Origin of the sequence: Kosakonia arachidis, assembly GCF_900116535.1 — a bacterium.
GTDB lineage: Bacteria > Pseudomonadota > Gammaproteobacteria > Enterobacterales > Enterobacteriaceae > Kosakonia > Kosakonia arachidis.
In genome coordinates this window covers 255386-274885 of the sequence record NZ_FPAU01000005.1, presented here as the reverse complement: position 1 = coordinate 274885, position 19500 = coordinate 255386, and the positions used below count along the sequence as shown (strand labels likewise).

13 protein-coding genes are annotated in these 19500 nt (G+C 54.6%); 3 read left to right on the top strand and 10 right to left on the bottom strand.

Annotation, left to right across the window (positions count from 1 at the left end):
• The 3 genes from BM427_RS26535 to BM427_RS19300 form a co-directional block, all read right to left on the bottom strand.
• Positions 1–4192 (bottom strand): RHS repeat-associated core domain-containing protein (locus BM427_RS26535; RefSeq protein WP_090124385.1); only part of this gene is annotated, 4192 nt, incomplete at its 3' end.
• 3 nt (positions 4193–4195) lie between these two features.
• Positions 4196–4609 carry a DcrB-related protein gene (locus tag BM427_RS19305; RefSeq protein ID WP_090124382.1) on the bottom strand — a complete coding sequence of 138 codons (414 nt, stop codon included), beginning with the start codon at positions 4607–4609 and terminating at the stop codon, positions 4196–4198.
• Positions 4609–6531 carry a type VI secretion system Vgr family protein gene (locus BM427_RS19300; protein ID WP_090124378.1) on the bottom strand — a complete coding sequence of 641 codons (1923 nt, stop codon included), beginning with the start codon at positions 6529–6531 and terminating at the stop codon, positions 4609–4611. Before BM427_RS19300 ends, BM427_RS19305 begins: the two co-directional genes overlap by 1 nt.
• A gap of 737 nt (positions 6532–7268) precedes the next feature.
• Between BM427_RS19300 and BM427_RS19295 the strand changes: the two genes are divergently transcribed.
• Positions 7269–7973, top strand: coding sequence for a GNAT family N-acetyltransferase (locus BM427_RS19295; RefSeq protein ID WP_090124376.1), 705 nt, complete (start codon positions 7269–7271; stop codon positions 7971–7973).
• 44 nt (positions 7974–8017) lie between these two features.
• Here BM427_RS19295 and BM427_RS19290 read toward each other — a convergent pair whose 3' ends face one another.
• The 4 genes from BM427_RS19290 to BM427_RS19275 all read right to left on the bottom strand — a co-directional run bounded on the left by BM427_RS19290 (position 8018) and on the right by BM427_RS19275 (position 13490).
• Positions 8018–9127 (bottom strand): phosphoserine transaminase, encoded by a 1110-nt coding sequence (locus BM427_RS19290; RefSeq protein WP_090124373.1) that lies wholly within the window; start codon positions 9125–9127, stop codon positions 8018–8020.
• A gap of 27 nt (positions 9128–9154) precedes the next feature.
• Positions 9155–10381, bottom strand: a complete 1227-nt coding sequence (locus BM427_RS19285) for an ATP-grasp domain-containing protein (protein ID WP_090124370.1) — start codon at positions 10379–10381, stop codon at positions 9155–9157.
• Positions 10382–10695: 314 nt separating this feature from the next.
• Positions 10696–12108 carry a hypothetical protein gene (locus BM427_RS19280; protein WP_090124367.1) on the bottom strand — a complete coding sequence of 471 codons (1413 nt, stop codon included), beginning with the start codon at positions 12106–12108 and terminating at the stop codon, positions 10696–10698.
• A 191-nt stretch (positions 12109–12299) separates the two neighbouring features.
• Positions 12300–13490 carry a BaiN/RdsA family NAD(P)/FAD-dependent oxidoreductase gene (locus tag BM427_RS19275; protein ID WP_090124364.1) on the bottom strand — a complete coding sequence of 397 codons (1191 nt, stop codon included), beginning with the start codon at positions 13488–13490 and terminating at the stop codon, positions 12300–12302.
• 229 nt (positions 13491–13719) lie between these two features.
• Between BM427_RS19275 and pitA the strand changes: the two genes are divergently transcribed.
• Entirely contained in the window at positions 13720–15216 is a 1497-nt protein-coding gene (pitA, locus tag BM427_RS19270; RefSeq protein ID WP_090124361.1) for an inorganic phosphate transporter PitA, read from the top strand.
• 71 nt (positions 15217–15287) lie between these two features.
• Here the strand turns inward: pitA and uspB are convergent, their stop codons facing one another.
• Positions 15288–15623, bottom strand: coding sequence for a universal stress protein UspB (uspB, locus tag BM427_RS19265; protein ID WP_090124420.1), 336 nt, complete (start codon positions 15621–15623; stop codon positions 15288–15290).
• 454 nt (positions 15624–16077) lie between these two features.
• Here uspB and uspA point away from each other — a divergent pair, with 454 nt between their 5' ends.
• The gene (gene uspA, locus BM427_RS19255; RefSeq protein WP_090124355.1) at positions 16078–16515 is read left to right on the top strand and encodes a universal stress protein UspA; all 438 of its coding nucleotides are present in this window, start codon (positions 16078–16080) and stop codon (positions 16513–16515) included.
• 66 nt (positions 16516–16581) lie between these two features.
• Here the strand turns inward: uspA and rsmJ are convergent, their stop codons facing one another.
• Together rsmJ and prlC are read right to left on the bottom strand one after the other, a co-directional pair.
• Entirely contained in the window at positions 16582–17334 is a 753-nt protein-coding gene (gene rsmJ / locus BM427_RS19250) for a 16S rRNA (guanine(1516)-N(2))-methyltransferase RsmJ (protein ID WP_090124352.1), read from the bottom strand.
• A 4-nt stretch (positions 17335–17338) separates the two neighbouring features.
• Positions 17339–19381, bottom strand: coding sequence for an oligopeptidase A (gene prlC, locus BM427_RS19245; protein ID WP_090124348.1), 2043 nt, complete (start codon positions 19379–19381; stop codon positions 17339–17341).
• Positions 19382–19500: the final 119 nt, after the last annotated feature.

Sequence of the window (19500 nt, the reverse complement as noted above, 5' to 3'; positions counted from 1 at the left end):
CAACCTGCCCAGTGCCATAAATTTTAGTCCCATTAACTTTGCGGACAGAACATACCGCAAGCCCGAAAGGATCGATCCAGCTCTGTGGATTCGGCACATAGGTATACGTATTCAGCCCACCCAGCAACCCTATCGGGTCCATCTGGGTGTAGCAGCCGCCGGTCGGGTCGTAGTAGCGGAACGTGTTGTAGTGCAGCCCGGTTTCGCGGTCGAGGTACTGCCCCTGGAAGCGCAGGTTCTGCGGGGTGTCCCACCTCAGCGTGTCGTTTTCCTGCTCTGCGCGTCCCCATGCGCTGAACGCGCCGCGCCAGACGATATCGCCGTTACTGTCGGTGACCGATTGCGGCAGCCCGTTGATTTCGCTGTGATACCAGTAAATTTCCGCGTATTGCTGGCGGCTGTCGACGCGCGCCAGCGGCTCGTAGCTGTTTTCCGTGTAGATATACTGCACGGCGGCTTCCGGGTCGCGGTCGCGGGTTTCGCCCACCATTTGCAGCCCGGACCATGCATACTGCGTGCGTTCCGGCGTGCGGCTGTGGCGTCGCCACACCTGTTTCTCCATGCGGCGGCCCAATGCGTCGTAACGGTATTCCGCTTTGCTGAACTCCGCGTCGCCTTCAATGATGACCTGGCTGATGCGCTGCTCATCGTCATAACTGAAGCGCTGCACGATGCCGCGATGCGTATCATGGCGTTCCGTCATGCGCCCGAAGCCGTCATATTCGCGGCGCACGCCGTCGAGGCGTTTTAGCAGGTTGTCCCAGACCGGCGGCAAATCCGCTGTTGTGCGGTTGTCTGCCGCGTCATACCAGAAACGCTCTTCTCCGGAAGGCTGAATACTCTGCGTCATGCGACCTGCTGCATCGTATCCCCACAACGACTGGCGATATTTATCCGCAGGCGTCGGCGGCGCGCCATCGGTGTACATCTGGCGGATGATCTGATCGGCCCGATCCCACTGGTAGCGGCGCTCAAACACCAGCCGCTGACGCACATTATCCACGCAGCGCCGCTGGCTGATGCGCCCGGCGATGTCATAGTGCGTTTCCAGCTCCACCGCACCCGTGGTGCGACGCGTTTCGCGGTGCAGTTTGTCACGCTGGTAGCTGGCAACCGGCAGCGTATTACCGCCAATGGCAAGCTGTATCTCCAACAGATGTCCGGTACCGTAGCGCAGATACTGCAACTGCCGCCCGTCCGGGAAGGTGGTAGTGCTGAGGTTGCTTAATGCATCGTACTGATGCAGATACACGCCAGAATGGTTATCTTCACCCACCAGATCGCCGAGTTTATTGCGGCGGAAAACCACCACTTCGCCACTCTCCGGCTCGCGCTGGTCGATCATTGCCTGCCGCCACGCACTGTACGGGAAACGATGAATTTCGGTGCTCAGAGCGTTGTAGCGATACTCGGTGCGGTGCTGTTCGGTTTCCCGCACCACCATGCGCCCGATCGCATCGTACTCATAATTCGTCACCAGCGGTGACAAACCACTACCGCTGGCGGGATGACGCACCAGCGTCGCCACCTGCTGCATGGTGTTGTACTGATACTCTGTCTGCCGCCCGGCATAATCGTGCTGGCGGGTTAACAAGCCGTCAGGCGTATAGTCAAAGCGCCATTGCTGGTTGTTGGCGTTGGTCAGCGTCACCAGGCGGCCCGCGCGGTTAAAGCGAAAACGCGTCACCTGGCCAGCGGGATCGATAGCCTCAATCACCTGGCCACGCGCGTTGAGCGTCACTTTACGCTCCAGCAGGCCATCGATGTTCTGCCCGCACAGTAGCCCGGCGCGGTTATAGCTGAACAAGGTTTCACGCCCATCAGCACGGACCCAGGTTTGCAGACGGCCTGCCGGGCTCCAGATATAGCGCTCGCTGTTGCCGAGCGGATCGGTGGTGCTAATCAGTTTGCCGGAAGCATCGTACTGGCTGCGGCTCTGGTAGCCGGAACAGTCCTCTTCGCGGATAAGCTGGCCGAGCGCGTCCCACCAGAAGCGATGGCTGTTCTCCAGCGCATCAATGCGCCGCAGCAGATCGCCCTGCGCGTTCCACTCAAAGCGCGTTACGCCGCCTTCCGGGTCGGTCAGCTTCACCACATCGCCCGCAACATTGTATTCGTACTGCCAGATAGCGCCATCGGGCAGCACTTCTTTCAACGGGAAGGAGTACAGCGGATGCCAACTGGTCAGCGTCGTGCGATCCAGTGGATCGCGCTCCATGGTCAGATTGCCGCGCGCATCCCATGCATATTCCCAGCTTGCGCCGTCCGGTTGCACCATCGCCAATAGCTGTTCTGAATTGCCCGCCCAGCGAAATTGCCAGTTGCCGCCATGGGGATCGGTATAAGCGGTGATGCGAAACAGTTCATCCCAGTGATGTTCGCTTGAGACGCCTTCGTCGTTGCTGACGCGCGCGCGGCGCTGTGTTTCATCGGCATCGATACGCCAGCGTTCCAGCACCTCGCCCCGATCATCAAGCACCCGGTACGCCTCAACGCGCCAGTGTCGCGAGTTGGCATCGGGCCGCCACTGGTACTGCACTTTTAACCCGGTGGCGTAGGCATGCCAGGCCATCATCTCACTGGCCTGATCCCAGCCGAACTGGCGGGTGACGATGCCGTCGGCGTCGGTGACGGCAATCAGTTGCCCCTGTTCGTTAAAGCGGTAGGAGACCAACAGATGGCGCGCGCCATCGTACACCTGATAAACCGCGCACAAGCGGCCGGAAAGCGCGTCATACTCCAGTTCAACATCCAGCGCCTCGTTATCGCCGGAGATACGCACCAGCTGCCCGCGCTCGTTCCAGCTAAAGTGCTGAACATTTTCGTGGCGGTCATAAATGCGCTGAATGCGCCACTCGCCAGGACGTGTCGGATCCGGCTCGTACAACTGGTGCTCGCCGTCATTTTGCTGAATGACCATCGCCCCGTTCGGGCTACAGAACAGCTTAATGCCATCTTCCTGGTAATCGATGATGTCGCCCGGCTGCACATTTCCCATGCCCAACTCACGGCCAGTCATATCGAGAAAGATCAGTTGATTATCCGACTGCCGGTAAAGGCGCGTTTCAAATGGCAGCATCCAGCCGGTGCCGAGCATGCCGGTCGCCAGGTTACGGCTGTGGTAAATACGCTGCCAGTAGAGCGGCATTCTGTCCGGCAGCACGAAATCGAGATCCTCTTCTTTGCTGAGGATTTTCGCGCCGGTAAGGATATTGACCGGATGCACGGTGTTTACTGCCGCCGCCAGTACCGGCATCACGCCCGCCGAGGCGACATAAGCACCCAGCGGACAGATAATTTCCCGCATCAGGCGGTTCACGATCAGCCGGTTACAGCCCATCTTGATAAGCGATGGGAGAACCGCCACAACCGCGCTGCCCAGCAGGTTGCCTGCGAGGTAAGCCAGTTGGTTTTTACCGCTGTGGATATCACGTACGGTAATAGTGTCGCCACCGATACGTACGCGTGGGTTTTCGCTGACTTTGATTTCCGCTTCACAAGTGCTGAGGTGACCATTGCGGGCAGCAGGCTGGTTGTTGATCAGTACCGCTTTTGAACCCTGGGCGACAAAGTTGCTGCTGGTGACCATATGGCCTTTTTTGCAGGCCACGTTATCGTGCGGCGCGGGGGACGCATACGGGCTGGCACTTTCCACCAGCGGCTGCGTCAGGTCATCCCAGGTGTTTTTGCCCCACTGTTTAACATCGTCGAGGGTCAGTTTGCTGGCGCGTTCAGCGATCGCCATCAGCGCTTCCCCCGGCATCAGCGCCGTTTTCAGCGTTGCGGCGACGCCCGCCAACGCCATCATGCCGAACCCGGCCCAGTCAAAGCTGCTCTCGTCCGCAGAAGCGGTCGCGTTCAGGTAAGCGCGATCGACGGTACCGGCGGCACGCGCGGCCTTTTTGCCCATGATCCGTACGTTGTCCGAGCCAGAGACAATTTGCGCATCGGGAGGCCCAGGGTCTATCAGGCTATCGACGAGTTTTCCCGCCGCATTGCCCACGCTCTCCAGTGCGCCGCTGAACATCAAACCGGCCACCGCCACACCGGCGACAACGATACCGATTGGTGTGGTGGCGGCAATAAAGATCGCGGCAACAATCGCCCCTTCCACTAACCCGCCGACAAAATCCGCCAGCGCGGAGCTATGGATCAGCGGGTCATCAATGCGCGCTGCAAGGTAATCCGTCATCCGTTATGCCCCCGGCTGCACACCGCTTTTTACTGCCGTCCAGAACGCCTCTGCGTCGGCATCAAACGGGGCGACACGGCTGAGTGTGAACGCCATCAGGTGATCTCCCACGCGAGCGACGGCGAGTTTTTCATACACCGTGACATGCTGATTTTCAAAACGCAGCGCGACTTCACGGGCAGGCAACCCGCCGATGTCGCTATCCTGTACCTCGCCCAGCACCACTTTTTTCATGCTGCGCTTCACTTTCGCCAACTGCTGCTGGAGGAAATTCTCTTCCTCGCCGGGTTTGATATCCCACGCGCGGGTGATGACAAGCGTTGCGCCCTGCTCTTTGAATTTCAGCACGTTGATACTGTGATCCTGATACGCGCCCGGCAGCGCCAGCACGCCCTCAGAGAGTGTAAACGTCGCCATTATTTATCCGTCCCTTGATTAAATGCGGCTTTCACCGCGGCCTGGATTTGTTCCGGTGTTGGCTCGACAGTTGGCAGGCTCTCTGGCCGCGTAATATTCAGATCCAGCGTCCCACCCGTGTTGATTTCACCATTGCTCAGCGCATCGATGCTGAAGTTCAGACATTGCAGCGAGACCGTACCGTTGGCACCGAGCGTCAGCACCGATTTACCCGCCACCAGCATGATCCCGCTGTCGGAAGCCTGTACCAGTGCACCCTGTACTTTTTGGGTAAAACCTCCGCCGACCAGTTGTTCATGCGCCAATTGCGTGGCCTGAGTATGCATTCCCGCCACCGCACCGGTGTAATCCCGCGTGACATTAACGGTCTGCGAGCCGCCCACGGTGTGCGTTTCGTCGTTTTTGACATTGGTATCAAGGTTGCGCTCGGCCTGAAGCCATACTTGCTCCTCCCCGGCTTTATCTTCAAAGCGCAGGGCGTTGGCGTTATCGACCGAGCCATCTTTCGAGCGGCTGAGGAAGCCCATTTGCGTCGCGGCAGCGGGCAGCGCCCACGGCGGCATGCTGGCTTCGTTGTAGACGCGTCCGGTGATGATTGGCCTGTCCGGATCGCCATTGATAAAGTCGATCACCACTTCGTCACCGACGCGTGGGATTTGTACGCCGCCAAAACCCTGGCCCGCCCAGGCGCTGGAAACCCGCACCCAGCAGGAACTGGTGTCATCGCCCTTCGCCAGCCGATCCCAGTGGAACTTCACTTTCACCCGACCATATTTGTCCGTCCAGATGCTTTCGCCCTGCGGCCCGACAACGCGCGCGGTTTGCGGGCCATAAGTTCGCGGCCAGGCGGTTTGCTGCGCAGGGCGGAAAACCACAGAGGAGGGAATAACGCTGAAATCAATGCGGTGCACCGTCTGGCTATCCGCGCCGCTGGCATAGCGGTTCTCTTCGAAGTTGTAATGCGCGGCCGTTACCAGGTATTCGCCGTTATCATTGAAAAACGCGGCATTGGTCAACTGGAAAGTGCTGCCCGGCACGATGCCGATCGCCGTGGCGGTACCTTCGATTTGCTGATGTTCAACTTGCCAGCGCTCCTGGCGGATACGGGCATAAAACTCGCCGTGACCATGTTCGACAAAACGTCCCGGCCAGTCATACACATCAATGCTGCCCGGCTGTGGTGAGGCCGGGTTCTGTCGCGCCTGGAATAGCCATGCGTTAGGCTTGCGGAAATCATAATCGTCAAGGCTGTAAATGCCCGGCGTGACGCTATCTTCCAGCGCCCACTGGCTGATGCCCTCTTCGTCCGTGCTACCGCCGGACGGCGTCTGGTGATAAGGAATGGTTTCATAGCCGCTGAACGGTTGATGTTGCGTGGCGGCATCGGTCAGCACCAGCGTATGTTTGTCTGCCTCGTGTTTAAAGTGGTAAGCAATCCCTTCCAGCTCCATCAGACGGCTGATGAAATCGAAGCTGCTCTCCTGGTACTGGACGCAATATTCCCAGACACGGTAACTGCCGCTCAGCTTATCTTCCAGATTGACCTGGTATTCGCCAAGCAGGGTTTTGACGATTTGCGGCACCGTCTGCCCCTGGAAGATGCGCAGGTTACGGTCGCGTTTCATTGGCCACAGATCCGGCTCGACGGTAAGCTGGTAGACGGCATAGCGCGTCCCGCTCAGTTCTACCGCGCTGACTGCCACCCGGGTGATTTTGCCGTTGAGGTAACGGGAGCCGGAAAGCGATTGCGTGGGCACGGTAACGGTGACCGCTTTACCGAGCAACTGGCTGCGATCCATACGCGCGTCGGTTCCCAGCAGTTGCAGGTTGAAGGCAAACGCTTCAGATAATGCCTCGCGACCCGAAAACTTCCAGAAAAGCAGTCCTTCGACGGGCAACTGAACAGTAATACGATTGCTCATAAATCGGTTCCTGACATTACGACGCAAGCCGCTCCGGGCTTCGCCTGTAAGTTTTAACGTTACGGAATAATTGACACGCTACCGCACAGTTTCTGTGAATGAAAAAGGACTTTATTGTCTAATTTTTCGGCGCAAGAAATGCCAGGAATAGTCCTAATCAGGTATCTAAAAACCAGAAAACCCGCCAATTTTTAGGGGGTTAGTCATGTAGCGCAATCTGTCAACAATACTTATGCTAAATTTTCATCACATTTAGAGTCTATCCCAGTAAGCGTATAGTGTTGCAGCCAGTTTGGACACGGACAGCACGCAACAACCGGAGCGTACACGCCGTACGTGAGGATGACTCGCTTCGCTCGCCCTAAAGGGCCGCCGCAAGCGGCGTTCAAAATGCCGACACATTTTGTGTGAGCACTACCCAGGACCAAAATGGCAAATAAAATAGCCTAATGGGATAGGCTCTTACTCGCGTAAACCTGTCATACCTGTGTTATTTGCCGCAGATAAAACTACGCCAGCGATAACGTTTTCTCGCCTACTTTCGCACTTTCACATTAAAGATGAGACAGCTGACCGGAAACGCGCTATAACGTTTTTATTACTATCACATCCTTATTTTTTACTTATCCAAAATTAAGCCATTATATACCCAAGGCTACACCCTACGAATATTTAATGCCCATTTAATGGTCGTTAAGCAGGATTAAATCAGTACCAAACTGGAGGGACCAGGAATAATGGAAACGTATAATCAGTATGGACAACGTATTGGTCAGGAATTTTCGGAATGGACAAAACGGGCGATGCCCGAGAAAGTCGCTCTTGCTGGTCAATACTGTAACGTTGTTCCACTGGCGGTCGATCACGCCGAAGACCTCTTCCCGGAGTGGCAGAGCATCGACGATGACCGCGACTGGACCTACCTTGAGGATGTCAGGCCAAAAGACATGTCGGCCTGTTATTCCTATTTAAGAAATCTGTCTACACACAAAGAAAGAATCTATTACGCGGTGCAGGATAAATCTGACGAGCAAATAAAAGGGATATTTTATGCTGGTAAATTTGATCCGGAGAATGGCTCCTTCGATATTGGTGGCGTTAACTGGACGCCATTAATGAAAAGGACACGCATCAGTACCGAAAGCCTTTATTTGGTTCTGGCTTATTTCTTCGATCAATTAAAATACCGTCGCTGTGAATGGCGCACCAGCAGTTATAATACGGAAGCGATAAAATCGGCAGAGCGAATTGGTTTTGTGAAAGAAGGCGTTTTAAGGGATAAGCGAATTCGCAAAGGTCATCTGACGGATATTTCGGTGTTTTCGATTACCTTACGCGAATGGCCAGCGATTTCGTCAATGATCACCGGCTGGCTGCGAGAAGAGAACTTCGATGACCGCAGCCACCAGTTGCATAAACTGGCATCGTTTCGCCGCTACTGAGATTGCCATGCGTTGGCTCACCGCGCAACGCATGGCTTTAGGGCCTATTTCCCGTGCTGTTTGAAACGGAAATCGTCCATAAAGTTGCTCAGTTTTTCCACTGCGCCAAGCGTCAGCGCGTTATAGATCGAGGCACGGATGCCGCCGATCGCGCGGTGTCCCGTCAGGCCAGAAAAACCCGCCAGTTCCGCCTCATGCAGGAATTTATCTTCCAGCTCTGCCGTCGGCAGTGTAAACGCGGCATTCATGTCTGAACGGAAGGCCGCATCTCCCCAGTTATGATAGAAACCGTCGCTGTTATCGATGGTGCTGTAGAGCAGCGCTGATTTCTGCTGGTTGATACGCGCCATGTTTTCCAGACCGCCAATATCCTTCAGCAGCCAGCGGGTTACCAGCATCACCACGTAAATGGCGAATACGGGCGGTGTATTCAGGTTAGAGTGCGCTTCCACCTGGCGACGGTAATCGAGGAATGCCGGCAGGTTAGTCGGGCCGTTTTGCACCACACTGTCGCGAACCAGTACGATGGTCACGCCTGCCGGACCGATGTTTTTCTGCGCATGAGCATAAATCAGCGAGAATTTACCGGCATCGCACGGTTTGGAGAGAAAATCAGAGGACATATCGCAAACGCGCGGGACATCGTCACGACCCAGAACGCGATCGAACTGTAAGCCTTCCACTGTTTCGTTGGAAACATAGTGGATGTAAGGTGCATCCGGCGAAAAATCCAGCTCTTCGTCGGTCGGCAGACGACGGTAGCCCTCTTTTTCACCACTCCAGATCACACGTACCGGCCCTTCACGCATTGCTTCAGTGATCACTTTGCGGCTCCAGTAACCGGTATCGAAATACTCAGCCGGGTGCTTTTTGCCGCGCAGCATGGTCATTGGCACCATCGAGAACTGCTGCGTTGCGCCACCCTGTAAAAACAGAATGTGATAATCCGCAGGCAGCCCCAGCAGGGTACGAATATTATTTTCGGTTTCGCGTACCACATTTTCGAACCATGCGGAGCGATGGCTGATACCCAGAATCGACAGACCCACTTCCGGGACATTAATAATAGCCTGCTGTACCTGGTTTAATACGACATCCGGTAATGCGCCCGGCCCGCCGGAGAAATTAAGGGTGTTATTAGGATTTAATGACATGTTATTTCCTGAGTCATAGTTATCGTTTTAAAGGGCCTGACCGGCGTACTTAAGCAGCATTTCCCGCATCGCGGTTTTCACTTTCAGCATGTGAATTTGCTTATTCGGGAACATCTCTTCATCGTCCATCGCATGAACAACCATCGCCGGATCGATTTCAAAAATCAGCAGTTCACCATCGCGCGTTTCAGCACAGTCGATGCCGATATATTCCAGCCCGGTGCGCTGACTGATGGCGGCCAGCGCCTCGCGATGACGTTCCGCAAAGTCAGCAAACTCATTGAAGAAACGGCCTTCCTGCGCGCGTTTGTCCGCATCTTCGTACATCCCGGCATTGACGTAGTGGATCATCCAATGCGAAGAGACGCCCATATGGCAGGCGAACGGTTTACCGTCGATCAGTACCACGCGCATTTTGCGGAACAAACCATCTTCGCCGCGGTAATCAACAAAGCGAGAAACGAAAAACTCCTCTCCGTCCGTCGCTTCCAGGTAGGCCGTAACGGCAGTGGCAGAGTCGATTTTTTGCAGGCCGTGGCCGCCGTGGCTACCTACAGGACGAACAATAATCGGGAAGGCGTGATTTTCGGCAATATCTGCCAGCGCTTTCTGACCACAAGCAACATCATGCAGCGCCTGGCGGGAAACATGCAGCGCCGGACAAATCACCAAACCAGGGACATTTTGCAGCAGCAGGCTGGCGTTATGGCGTTCAGAAGTCGGGACATTTTTCGGCGGGTTCAGTACCGGTTTAGGCCAGTTGCGCAGAGCATATTCAAGACGCAGCAGCACGGATTCCTGCTCATCGCTGGCGCCAATCGCCACCATAACCACATCATGTTCCGGCACCGGTGCCGTCAGCGGATTGTCATTCAACGGATCGACGTAGTAGTAGATGAGGTCGATATCGCTGTCTTCCATCAGACAGTCGAGCGGAATATTTGCCGAGAGATTGCCCGGCACCATTAACATCAGCAGGCGTAATTTTGTCGGCTGACGCGCTGGCCAGTGATAAACGCGCTGCATATCCAGCGCCTGCGCCTGGATTTGCAGACCCAGTTCTTCGTGCTTCAGGCTCATCATCGCGGTCGCGAGATTCATCCATAACACGGCATCTTCAGGGGCATTTTGCGCCTGCGCGATCATCTCCTGCGTGGTGGAGGTGAAGTCAACGCCCGCAATACTCATACGCAAAAAAGGCGCCATTCCGAGGAATCGCGCCGACGAAACGCCTGATTCAGTAGCTAGTGGCATGGTGGTTAATCCTGTTTGTATGGTGCATATCGCTTATGATGCGACATAACGCCAACAAACAATTCGCGGAATAGCGGCCTTAGTTGTCGGGATAACTGAGCGTAAACCGGCCAAATCAGTTACGCGGTGAATAAATAAAAGTAAAAAAAGAGTAATATCCAAAAAAATAATTAATAAAAACAATCAATAAATAACGACATGTCCGACAGGCAATATAATGAAATGTTTTCGCTTTAGCCGCTTCGTTAGCACAGATAAATCGTGCGTCTTCGGAATATGAAAACCTGAGCCTTTCGGCTCAGGTTGATTCAGGACTAGCGTGTTATCTGCAGATCTTTGATGGTGACGGGCAGTTCCGCGCCGTCTTTCCACTGCGTTAATGGCATAAAGACATTGTAATCGACAAGCCAGGCCAGAGTCTGTTTCTCGCCTTTATCGTCACTCTCCATTTCACATGCGACTTTCCAGTAGCGGCCGCTCAGCGCACTGCTGATCTGGCGAGCCTCATCGTTGCCGGTCACTTCGCAACGGCGGTTGATCGCAGTTTTATCTCCATCTTTGCCCTTCGCAGGCAACACCGTATCAAAGGTGAATTTCTGTCCCTGATGCAGCGGGAAACGCAGGTTGGTGTGAAGTTCGCTGATGATACTCGGCGAGCTATCCAGGCTAATACCGCCTTTTAACTGCCCAAGGTTGCCCAGAGTCAGGCGCTGCGCCTTAAACACCTTGTAATTTTCCAGCAATAGCATCAACCCGTTGGGTTGAACATCCAGCTCCATCGGTACGCCTTCATCATTCCCCCAGCTCAGAGTCCACTGCATTTTTTTGAAGCGAGGCGTCGCCCACGGGTTAACAATCTGCTGCGCCTGTTTGTCGATCTCTGCAGACAGCGGGAATTGCGCCAGCCATTGTGGCGAATTGCTGCTCATATCCGGCAGCATCGGACCAAGCGTGGAGGAGACGCTTTTTTTCTTCACCTGGGGAACATAAGTCCCTTCGCCTTTAAAGGCAGAAGGCGTGCTCATTGTACATAGCTGCTTAAACGCCGCAGCGGTAGCGGGCGTATTGGTAAAATCCTCCGCCCGGCGCAGCGCCGCTTTCCCGCTCAGGCTATCGGATACATAACCTTCGGGTGCCATATCCAGCCCGGCGAGCACGCTGTCTTTATTGGTTGCGCAGTTATAAGCATGTACTTCGATTTTCATGTCGTACGGCGCATCATACGGCGGATCGTACTGTATCTCGTTGTACTCGAAGCCGATTTTCGCAATCAACAGATCTTTGGCGCGGATAACCGAAGCGGTGTCCAGCAGGATCGGTGTGTCATATTGCGATTTTTTTTCAATGTAGACCCAGTTAGCATTTTTCAGCCCGGGGGATTTACAGAGACTGGCAGCGACACCATCCAGTTCGCTGTTCGGGCTGGGCGCAGCGCAGCGTCCGTAGCTATCACCATAAAAACGGCGCACGACCGCCTCTTTATCGTCGAGCATTTCCCAGTAGAGTTTCACCGCTTTTTGCGTGGAGCAATCGAATCCATCCCAGCGGTTAATATTTTGCCCGTCTTCAAAAACAATATGATTCATTGCCGTAATACGATCGTTAAGTCGAATCATTACCAGCGGGTTTACCGTACTACTGACGACTTTTTTGCCTTGCCCGTCAGCTGCCTGGCTGCTTAACGTCGCGGCCAGTAATGCTGGCAGAAGAATCTTGCCCGTTTTCATTTTCATTCCTTTGTTAACGCAAATGGAGTAGCGCAATAGAGGTGTAGTGATGAGGTTATCGGCAGCAGGCAGGAAATATAAAGGTCTTAAAGGAGAGGCTGAAAGCCACCAAAAATGAGAGTGATGGATGAACCCAGTCGTGTGATTCACCCATCTGGCAACGCCATCGTTTACCGTTTACGGCGGAAAGATTACTCCGCCAGCGCCTGCGCGCAGGCCCATGCGCTGGACCACGCCCACTGGAAGTTATAGCCACCCAGCCAGCCAGTGACATCCATCACTTCGCCGATAAAGTGGAGCCCAGGCACATTGCGGGCTTCCATAGTGCGGGAGGAGAGCGCGTGAGTATCGACGCCGCCAAGCGTCACTTCCGCCGTACGATATCCTTCCGTGCCATTTGGCTGTACGCGCCAGTGTGTAAGCCACTCGACCAGTGACTCCTGTTCACGACTGTTGAGTTGTCTGAGCGATACATCCGGGATCTGCCCCAGTTGCTGCAAGCATTCAACCAACCGTTTCGGCAACTGCATCGCCAGTGTGTTCTTCAGGCTTTGATTCGGGTGCGCTTCGCGCTGTTCATTCAGGAAACTTGCCAGATCGCACTCTGGTAACAGATTAATGCTGACGAATTCGCCTGGTTGCCAGTAGCTGGAAATTTGCAGAACCGCCGGACCTGAAAGCCCGCGGTGAGTAAAGAGCAGATTTTCGCGGAAAACTATGCCGTCCTCAGCGGTAATCACCGAAGGCACCGACACACCAGAAAGCGTCTGCATCTGCTCCAGCAGCGGCTTATGCAGGGTAAAAGGGACCAGGCCAGCGCGTGTTGGCAGCACCTTCAGGCCGAACTGTTCGGCAATTTTGTAGCCAAACGGTGAAGCGCCAAGCCCCGGCATCGACAAGCCGCCAGAAGCAATGACCAGTTTCGCGCCCTGCACACTGTCGCCATTGAGTTGCAGCGTGTACCCCTGATCATCGCGCGCTACGCTCAGCACTTCACTGCGCAGGCGCTGAGTAACATTGCCTTTTTCGCACTCTGCCACCAGCATATCGACAATTTGTTGCGCCGAATCGTCGCAGAACAGTTGTCCCAGCGTCTTCTCATGCCAGGCGATACCGTGCTTGCCAACCAGATCGATAAAGTCCCACTGGGTATAGCGCGCGAGAGCAGATTTGCAAAAATGCGGGTTCTGGCTCAAATAGGCTGCGGGTTCCACATAAAGGTTAGTGAAATTGCAGCGACCACCGCCTGACATCAGGATTTTGCGCCCCGGTTTTTTGCCGTTATCCAGTAACAGCACACGGCAGCCAGCCTGCCCGGCTAGCGCCGCACAGAACATGCCCGCCGCACCCGCGCCGATAACAATGGCATCAAACCTTTCCACACCTGTACCCTCATCAAAAAAATCGTGGCGGATTGTAAAGAGTTCACGCTGGTCACACCAGCGCGAAGAGAGCCAAAAACAACATGATATTGAAAAATATACGATAATTTTAAAGCTTTAGCGGAATGTAAAAAACGATGTCAAAAAAAATACATATTTCACTTTGCCGACACCGCTAATGTCCCTGATAATGCGCCGCGTTCATGACCTCAAAATGGCTTAACGTCCTATGCTACATTTGTTTGCTGGCCTGGATCTTCATACCGGGTTATTACTTTTGCTTGCTCTGGTTTTTGTTCTGTTCTACGAAGCAATCAACGGCTTCCATGACACAGCAAACGCCGTGGCAACCGTAATTTATACGCGCGCTATGCGTTCTCAGCTGGCGGTGGTGATGGCGGCAGTGTTTAACTTCTTCGGCGTTTTGCTGGGCGGGTTAAGCGTTGCCTATGCGATTGTGCATATGTTGCCAACCAATCTGCTGCTGAATGTCAGTTCCGCGCACGGCCTGGCAATGGTCTTCTCCATGCTGCTGGCGGCGATTATCTGGAACCTTGGCACCTGGTATCTGGGTCTGCCAGCTTCCAGTTCCCACACCCTGATTGGCGCGATTATCGGTATTGGTTTAACCAATGCGCTGATGTCCGGCACTTCAGTGGTGGATGCATTAAATATCCCGAAAGTGCTGGGGGTCTTCGCCTCCCTTATCGTTTCGCCAATTGTCGGGCTGTTGATTGCCGGCAGTCTGATATTTATCCTGCGCCGCTACTGGAGCAATACCAAAAAACGCGCGCGTATTCATATGACACCCGCTGAACGTGAGAAGATCGATGGTAAGAGAAAGCCACCGTTCTGGACGCGTATCGCCTTGATTCTTTCCGCTATCGGCGTGAGTTTCTCCCACGGAGCGAACGACGGTCAGAAAGGCATCGGCCTGATTATGCTGGTGCTGATTGGCGTTGCACCTGCAGGTTTCGTGGTGAATATGAACGCCTCAGGTTATGACATCACTCGTACACGCGATGCCGTCAACAACGTGGAAACTTACTTCCAGCAACATCCTGCGTTGCTGCAAAAAGCCACCGGCGTTGATCCGCTCATTCCGTTGCCGGAAGAGGTGAACACGCAGACTGGTGAGTTCCACTGCCACCCGGGGCGCGCAATTATGGCTCTGGACCATGCGAAGGTGATGCTGACTAATATCGAAAACTACGAGCAGATTCCGCTGGAACAGCGCAGCCAGTTGCGCCGTATTATGCTCTGCCTCTCCGATATTACGGATAAAGTGGCGAAGCAACCGGATATCAGCGCTGACGACCAGCGCCTGCTGAAGAAACTGAAAGGCGATATGCTGAGCACTATTGAGTACGCGCCAATCTGGATCATTATGGCGGTAGCGCTGGCGTTAGGTATCGGCACCATGATCGGCTGGCGCCGCGTGGCGACCACCATCGGTGAGAAAATTGGTAAAAAAGGTATGACCTACGCTCAGGGAATGTCCGCGCAGATGACCGCAGCGGTGTCCATCGGGTTGGCAAGTTATACCGGGATGCCGGTTTCCACCACGCACGTGCTCTCTTCTTCCGTAGCCGGGACAATGATTGTCGACGGCGGCGGTTTGCAGCGCAAAACTGTGACCAATATTCTGATGGCCTGGATCTTCACCCTGCCAGCCTCGATTGTTTTGTCCGGTGTGCTGTACTGGCTCTCGCTGCATCTGATTTAACACGGCGCAGGCGCACTAAAAAACGGGTCAGGAAACTGGCCCGTTTTTTTATTCTCTGATTAGCGCAGCGCTCAATGCCAAATCATTAGCGCAATCAGGCTGATGATCACCAGCCCACACAGCGAACTGGTTAAAATAAACTGACGGCGAACGCGCTCACAGCGGCGAATGAACTCTTCATCATGGTGATCGCGGTAGCGCTGGGCATAGATATACCAAACCAGACGCATCTGCTTACTGGGCTGGCCGTGCGTGGTAAAAAAGCCGCCACCATCCACGTACTGATAGAGTAAGGGATCACAACCACGAAGTACCACTAACAGCGCGCGTAGTGATGAGTAATAACGCGCCATATTAACCAAACACACCACACATAAAGCCCAAAACAGCGCAACAGTGTTGATCACCATATCCCCTCCCCAGCGATCGCCCACGGAGAAAGACTCCGGAACGCTCGCGCCTGGATACCCAACCAAGTCTGACAACGAATAGTATTACCAATTGCCGGACGGGAAGACAAACACAGGCGGAGTCCCACAATTGACCACATATCCTTACGGGGATAACTGGGGGACACCGTCTGTTTCCGTACGGTTTATTTATAGTGTAGGAGATCCGTTTATTTTTTTACCATAAGCTTAATCATCATCAATGCATCTGGCTGTAAATATTGCTTAAGTGATTCGTGATCCAGGTTAATTGACGGTGTGAAAAGAGCGTTATAAGGTAGAAATATCTTCTGAAAAAGATTCTTAAGGCCGGGCGCTACGCTCACGTGAAACGCAGGATGCGGGCGCAGTGCAACTGTATCAGGGGCAACCACCCCGATGGTCATCGACAACTTATGGAAGGAGTACCACTATGGCTTACAAACATATCCTCATCGCAGTCGATCTCTCCCCCGAAAGCAAATTGCTGGTTGAGAAAGCAGTTTCCATGGCACGGCCATACAACGCGAAGATTTCCCTGATTCATGTCGATGTAAACTACTCCGATCTTTATACCGGTCTTATCGACGTTAATCTCGGCGATATGCAAAAACGCATTTCCGATGAAACTCACCACGCACTGACCGAGCTGTCTACTAACGCGGGTTATCCGATCACCGAGACCCTGAGCGGCAGCGGCGACCTGGGGCAGGTGCTGGTTGATGCGATTAAAAAATACGATATGGATCTGGTAGTGTGCGGCCATCACCAGGATTTCTGGAGCAAACTGATGTCTTCCGCACGCCAGCTTATCAACACGGTGCACGTTGATATGCTGATTGTCCCGTTGCGGGATGAAGAAGAGGAATGATCTTCCTGCTAACGATTAACCGTTAGTCTGAACAGAGCCCGGTGCGCGCAACGCGACCGGGCTTTTTTACTCCCCGGCGCCGGGGTAGATATCGAAACGATGGCTTTTGGTCACCACCGCTGACTGTGTAGCAACACCCGCCAGTGGCGGCGCGTAATCCGGGCGCTTCACCACCACACGCTTGATGGCAAGCTTGCACGCAGGCTCCAGCAAGCCATCGGCGTCAAGATCCGGGCCAACCAGCGACTGGAATACCCGCATTTCCTTCTTAACCAACGCGCTTTTTTGCTTATGCGGAAACATAGGATCGAGATAAACCACCTGCGGGCGCGGCATGATATCCGCAAGGCTCGTCAGACTGGAAGCGTAAATCAGTTGCAGCCGTTCGCGCAGCCACGAGCCGATTTCCGCATCGGCATAGCCGCGATTAAGACCATCCTCCAGCAGCGCAGCGACGACCGGGTTACGCTCCAGCATCCGTACACGGCAACCCAGCGACGCCAGTACAAACGCATCGCGACCCAGCCCTGCCGTGGCATCCACCACCTCCGGTAAATAGCTGCCTTTTATGCCAACCGCTTTAGCAACAGCCTCACCGCGACCACCGCCAAACTTACGCCGGTGCGCCATACCGCCCGCGACAAAATCAACAAAAATGCCGCCCAGTTTCGGCTCATCGCGCTTACGCAGTTCCAGATGCGTCGGCGTTAACACCAGCGCCATCAGGTTGTCGTCATCCGGCTCCAGCCCGAAGCGGGTCACAAGAACAGATAAGGCGCCGTCTCCGGCGCCTGTTTCATCCAGCAAACAGATTTTCACTGCATCAGCCTTCGATACCGTAATGCTCAAGCATGGCGTCAATCTGCGGCTCGCGACCACGGAAACGTTTGAACAGCGCCATCGGCTCTTCCGAACCGCCACGGGTCAGGATGTTATCAAGGAACGACTGCCCGGTTTCACGGTTGAAAATACCCTCTTCTTCAAAGCGAGAGAAGGCATCTGCAGCCAGCACATCGGCCCACAGATAGCTGTAGTAACCCGCCGCATATCCGCCCGCGAAGATATGGCTGAAGGCATGCGGGAAGCGGCCCCACGACGGCCCTGGTACCACGGCGACCTGGCGTTTGATTTCGGCCAGCGTTTCGAGGATTTTTGCCCCCTGATCCGGGCTAAATTCGGCGTGCAGGCGAAAGTCGAACAGACCGAACTCCAACTGTCGCAGGATAAACATCGCTGCCTGGTAGTTTTTCGCCGCCAGCATTTTGTCCAGCAGTTCCTGCGGCAGCGGTTCGCCGGTTTCATAATGACCGGAGATAAACGCCAGCGCTTCCGGTTCCCAGCACCAGTTTTCCATAAACTGGCTCGGCAGTTCGACTGCGTCCCACGGCACACCGCTGATACCTGCCACACCGGAGGTTTCAACGCGCGTCAACATATGGTGCAGACCATGGCCAAACTCATGGAACAGGGTGATCACTTCGTCATGAGTAAACAGCGCCGGCTTACCATTGACCGGGCGGTTAAAGTTACAGGTGAGGTAAGCGACGGGTTTTTGCAGCGAACCGTCGGCGCGACGCATCTGACCAACGCAGTCATCCATCCACGCGCCGCCACGTTTATGCTCACGAGCATAAAGATCGAGGTAGAAGCTGCCACGCAGCTCGTTGCTCTCATCGTAAAGCTCGAAGAAACGCACGTCCGGATGCCAGACATCAATATCCTTGCGCTCTTTGGCGGTGATGCCGTAAATGCGTTTCACCACTTCAAATAAGCCGTTCACCGCGCGGTTTTCCGGGAAGTACGGACGCAGTTGCTCATCGCTGATGCTATAGAGGTGCTGCTTCTGTTTTTCGCTGTAGTAACCAATATCCCACGGTTGCAGCTCATCAACACCACATTCGGCTTTAGCGAAGGCACGCAGTTGTGCCAGTTCCTTTTCCCCCTGCGGACGCGCGCGTTTGGCGAGATCGGTTAAGAATTCCAGCACCTGCGCCGGGTTTTCCGCCATTTTGGTGGCCAGTGATTTAAAGGCGTAGCTTTCAAAACCGAGCAGTTGCGCCAGTTCGTGACGCAGGGCAAGGATCTCGGCCATGATCGGGCTATTGTCCCACTTGCCCCCATTCGGCCCCTGATCGGAAGCGCGGGTGCTGTAAGCGCGATACATCTCTTCACGCAGCGCCTGATTATCGCAGTAGGTCATTACCGGCAGGTAACTCGGGATATCCAGCGTCAACAACCAGCCCTGCTGCTCTTTGGCTTCCGCCTGCGCTTTTGCCGCCGCAAGGGCGCTTTCCGGCATGCCGGCGAGTTCTGCTTCGTCAGTGACTAGCTTGCTCCAGCCCATAGTGGCGTCGAGCACATTGTTGCTATAGAGGTTGCCCAGTTCAGAGAGGCGTGAGGCGATTTCGCCATAGCGCTGCTGTTTCTCTTTTGGCAAGCCGATACCCGACAGTTTGAAATCGCGCAGCGCGTTATCCACTGCTTTTTTCTCCGCCACGCTCAGCGCAGCGTAATTCGGGCCATCATGCAGATCGCGATAAGCGTTGTACAGCCCTTCGTTCTGCCCGACCCAGGTGCTGTAATCCGACAGCAGCGGCAGCGTTTGTTCGTACGCTTCGCGCAGTTCCGGGCTGTTTTTCACTGAATTCAGATGACTGACCGGAGAGAAGAGACGGCCAAGGCGATCGTCTACTTCAGCCAGCGGCTGACAAAGATTATCCCAGGTGTAGGGGCCGCCCTGCGCAACAACGCGTTCCACTGCGCTCCGGCAGTCGTCCAGCGCTTTGGTCACCGCAGGAACAACATGCTCAGGAAGAATTTTCGAAAATGGGGGGAGCACAAAAGGCGTCAATAGTGGGTTGGTCATAGCGCAGTCCTTGGTATGAGATATTGATTAAGCATGGGGCCAAGTCCCGCAGATTTCAATCCCGTGCGCTACGTATGCCCGGGTATCGCTGCAATAAGCAACAACAAAGAAAATACCCG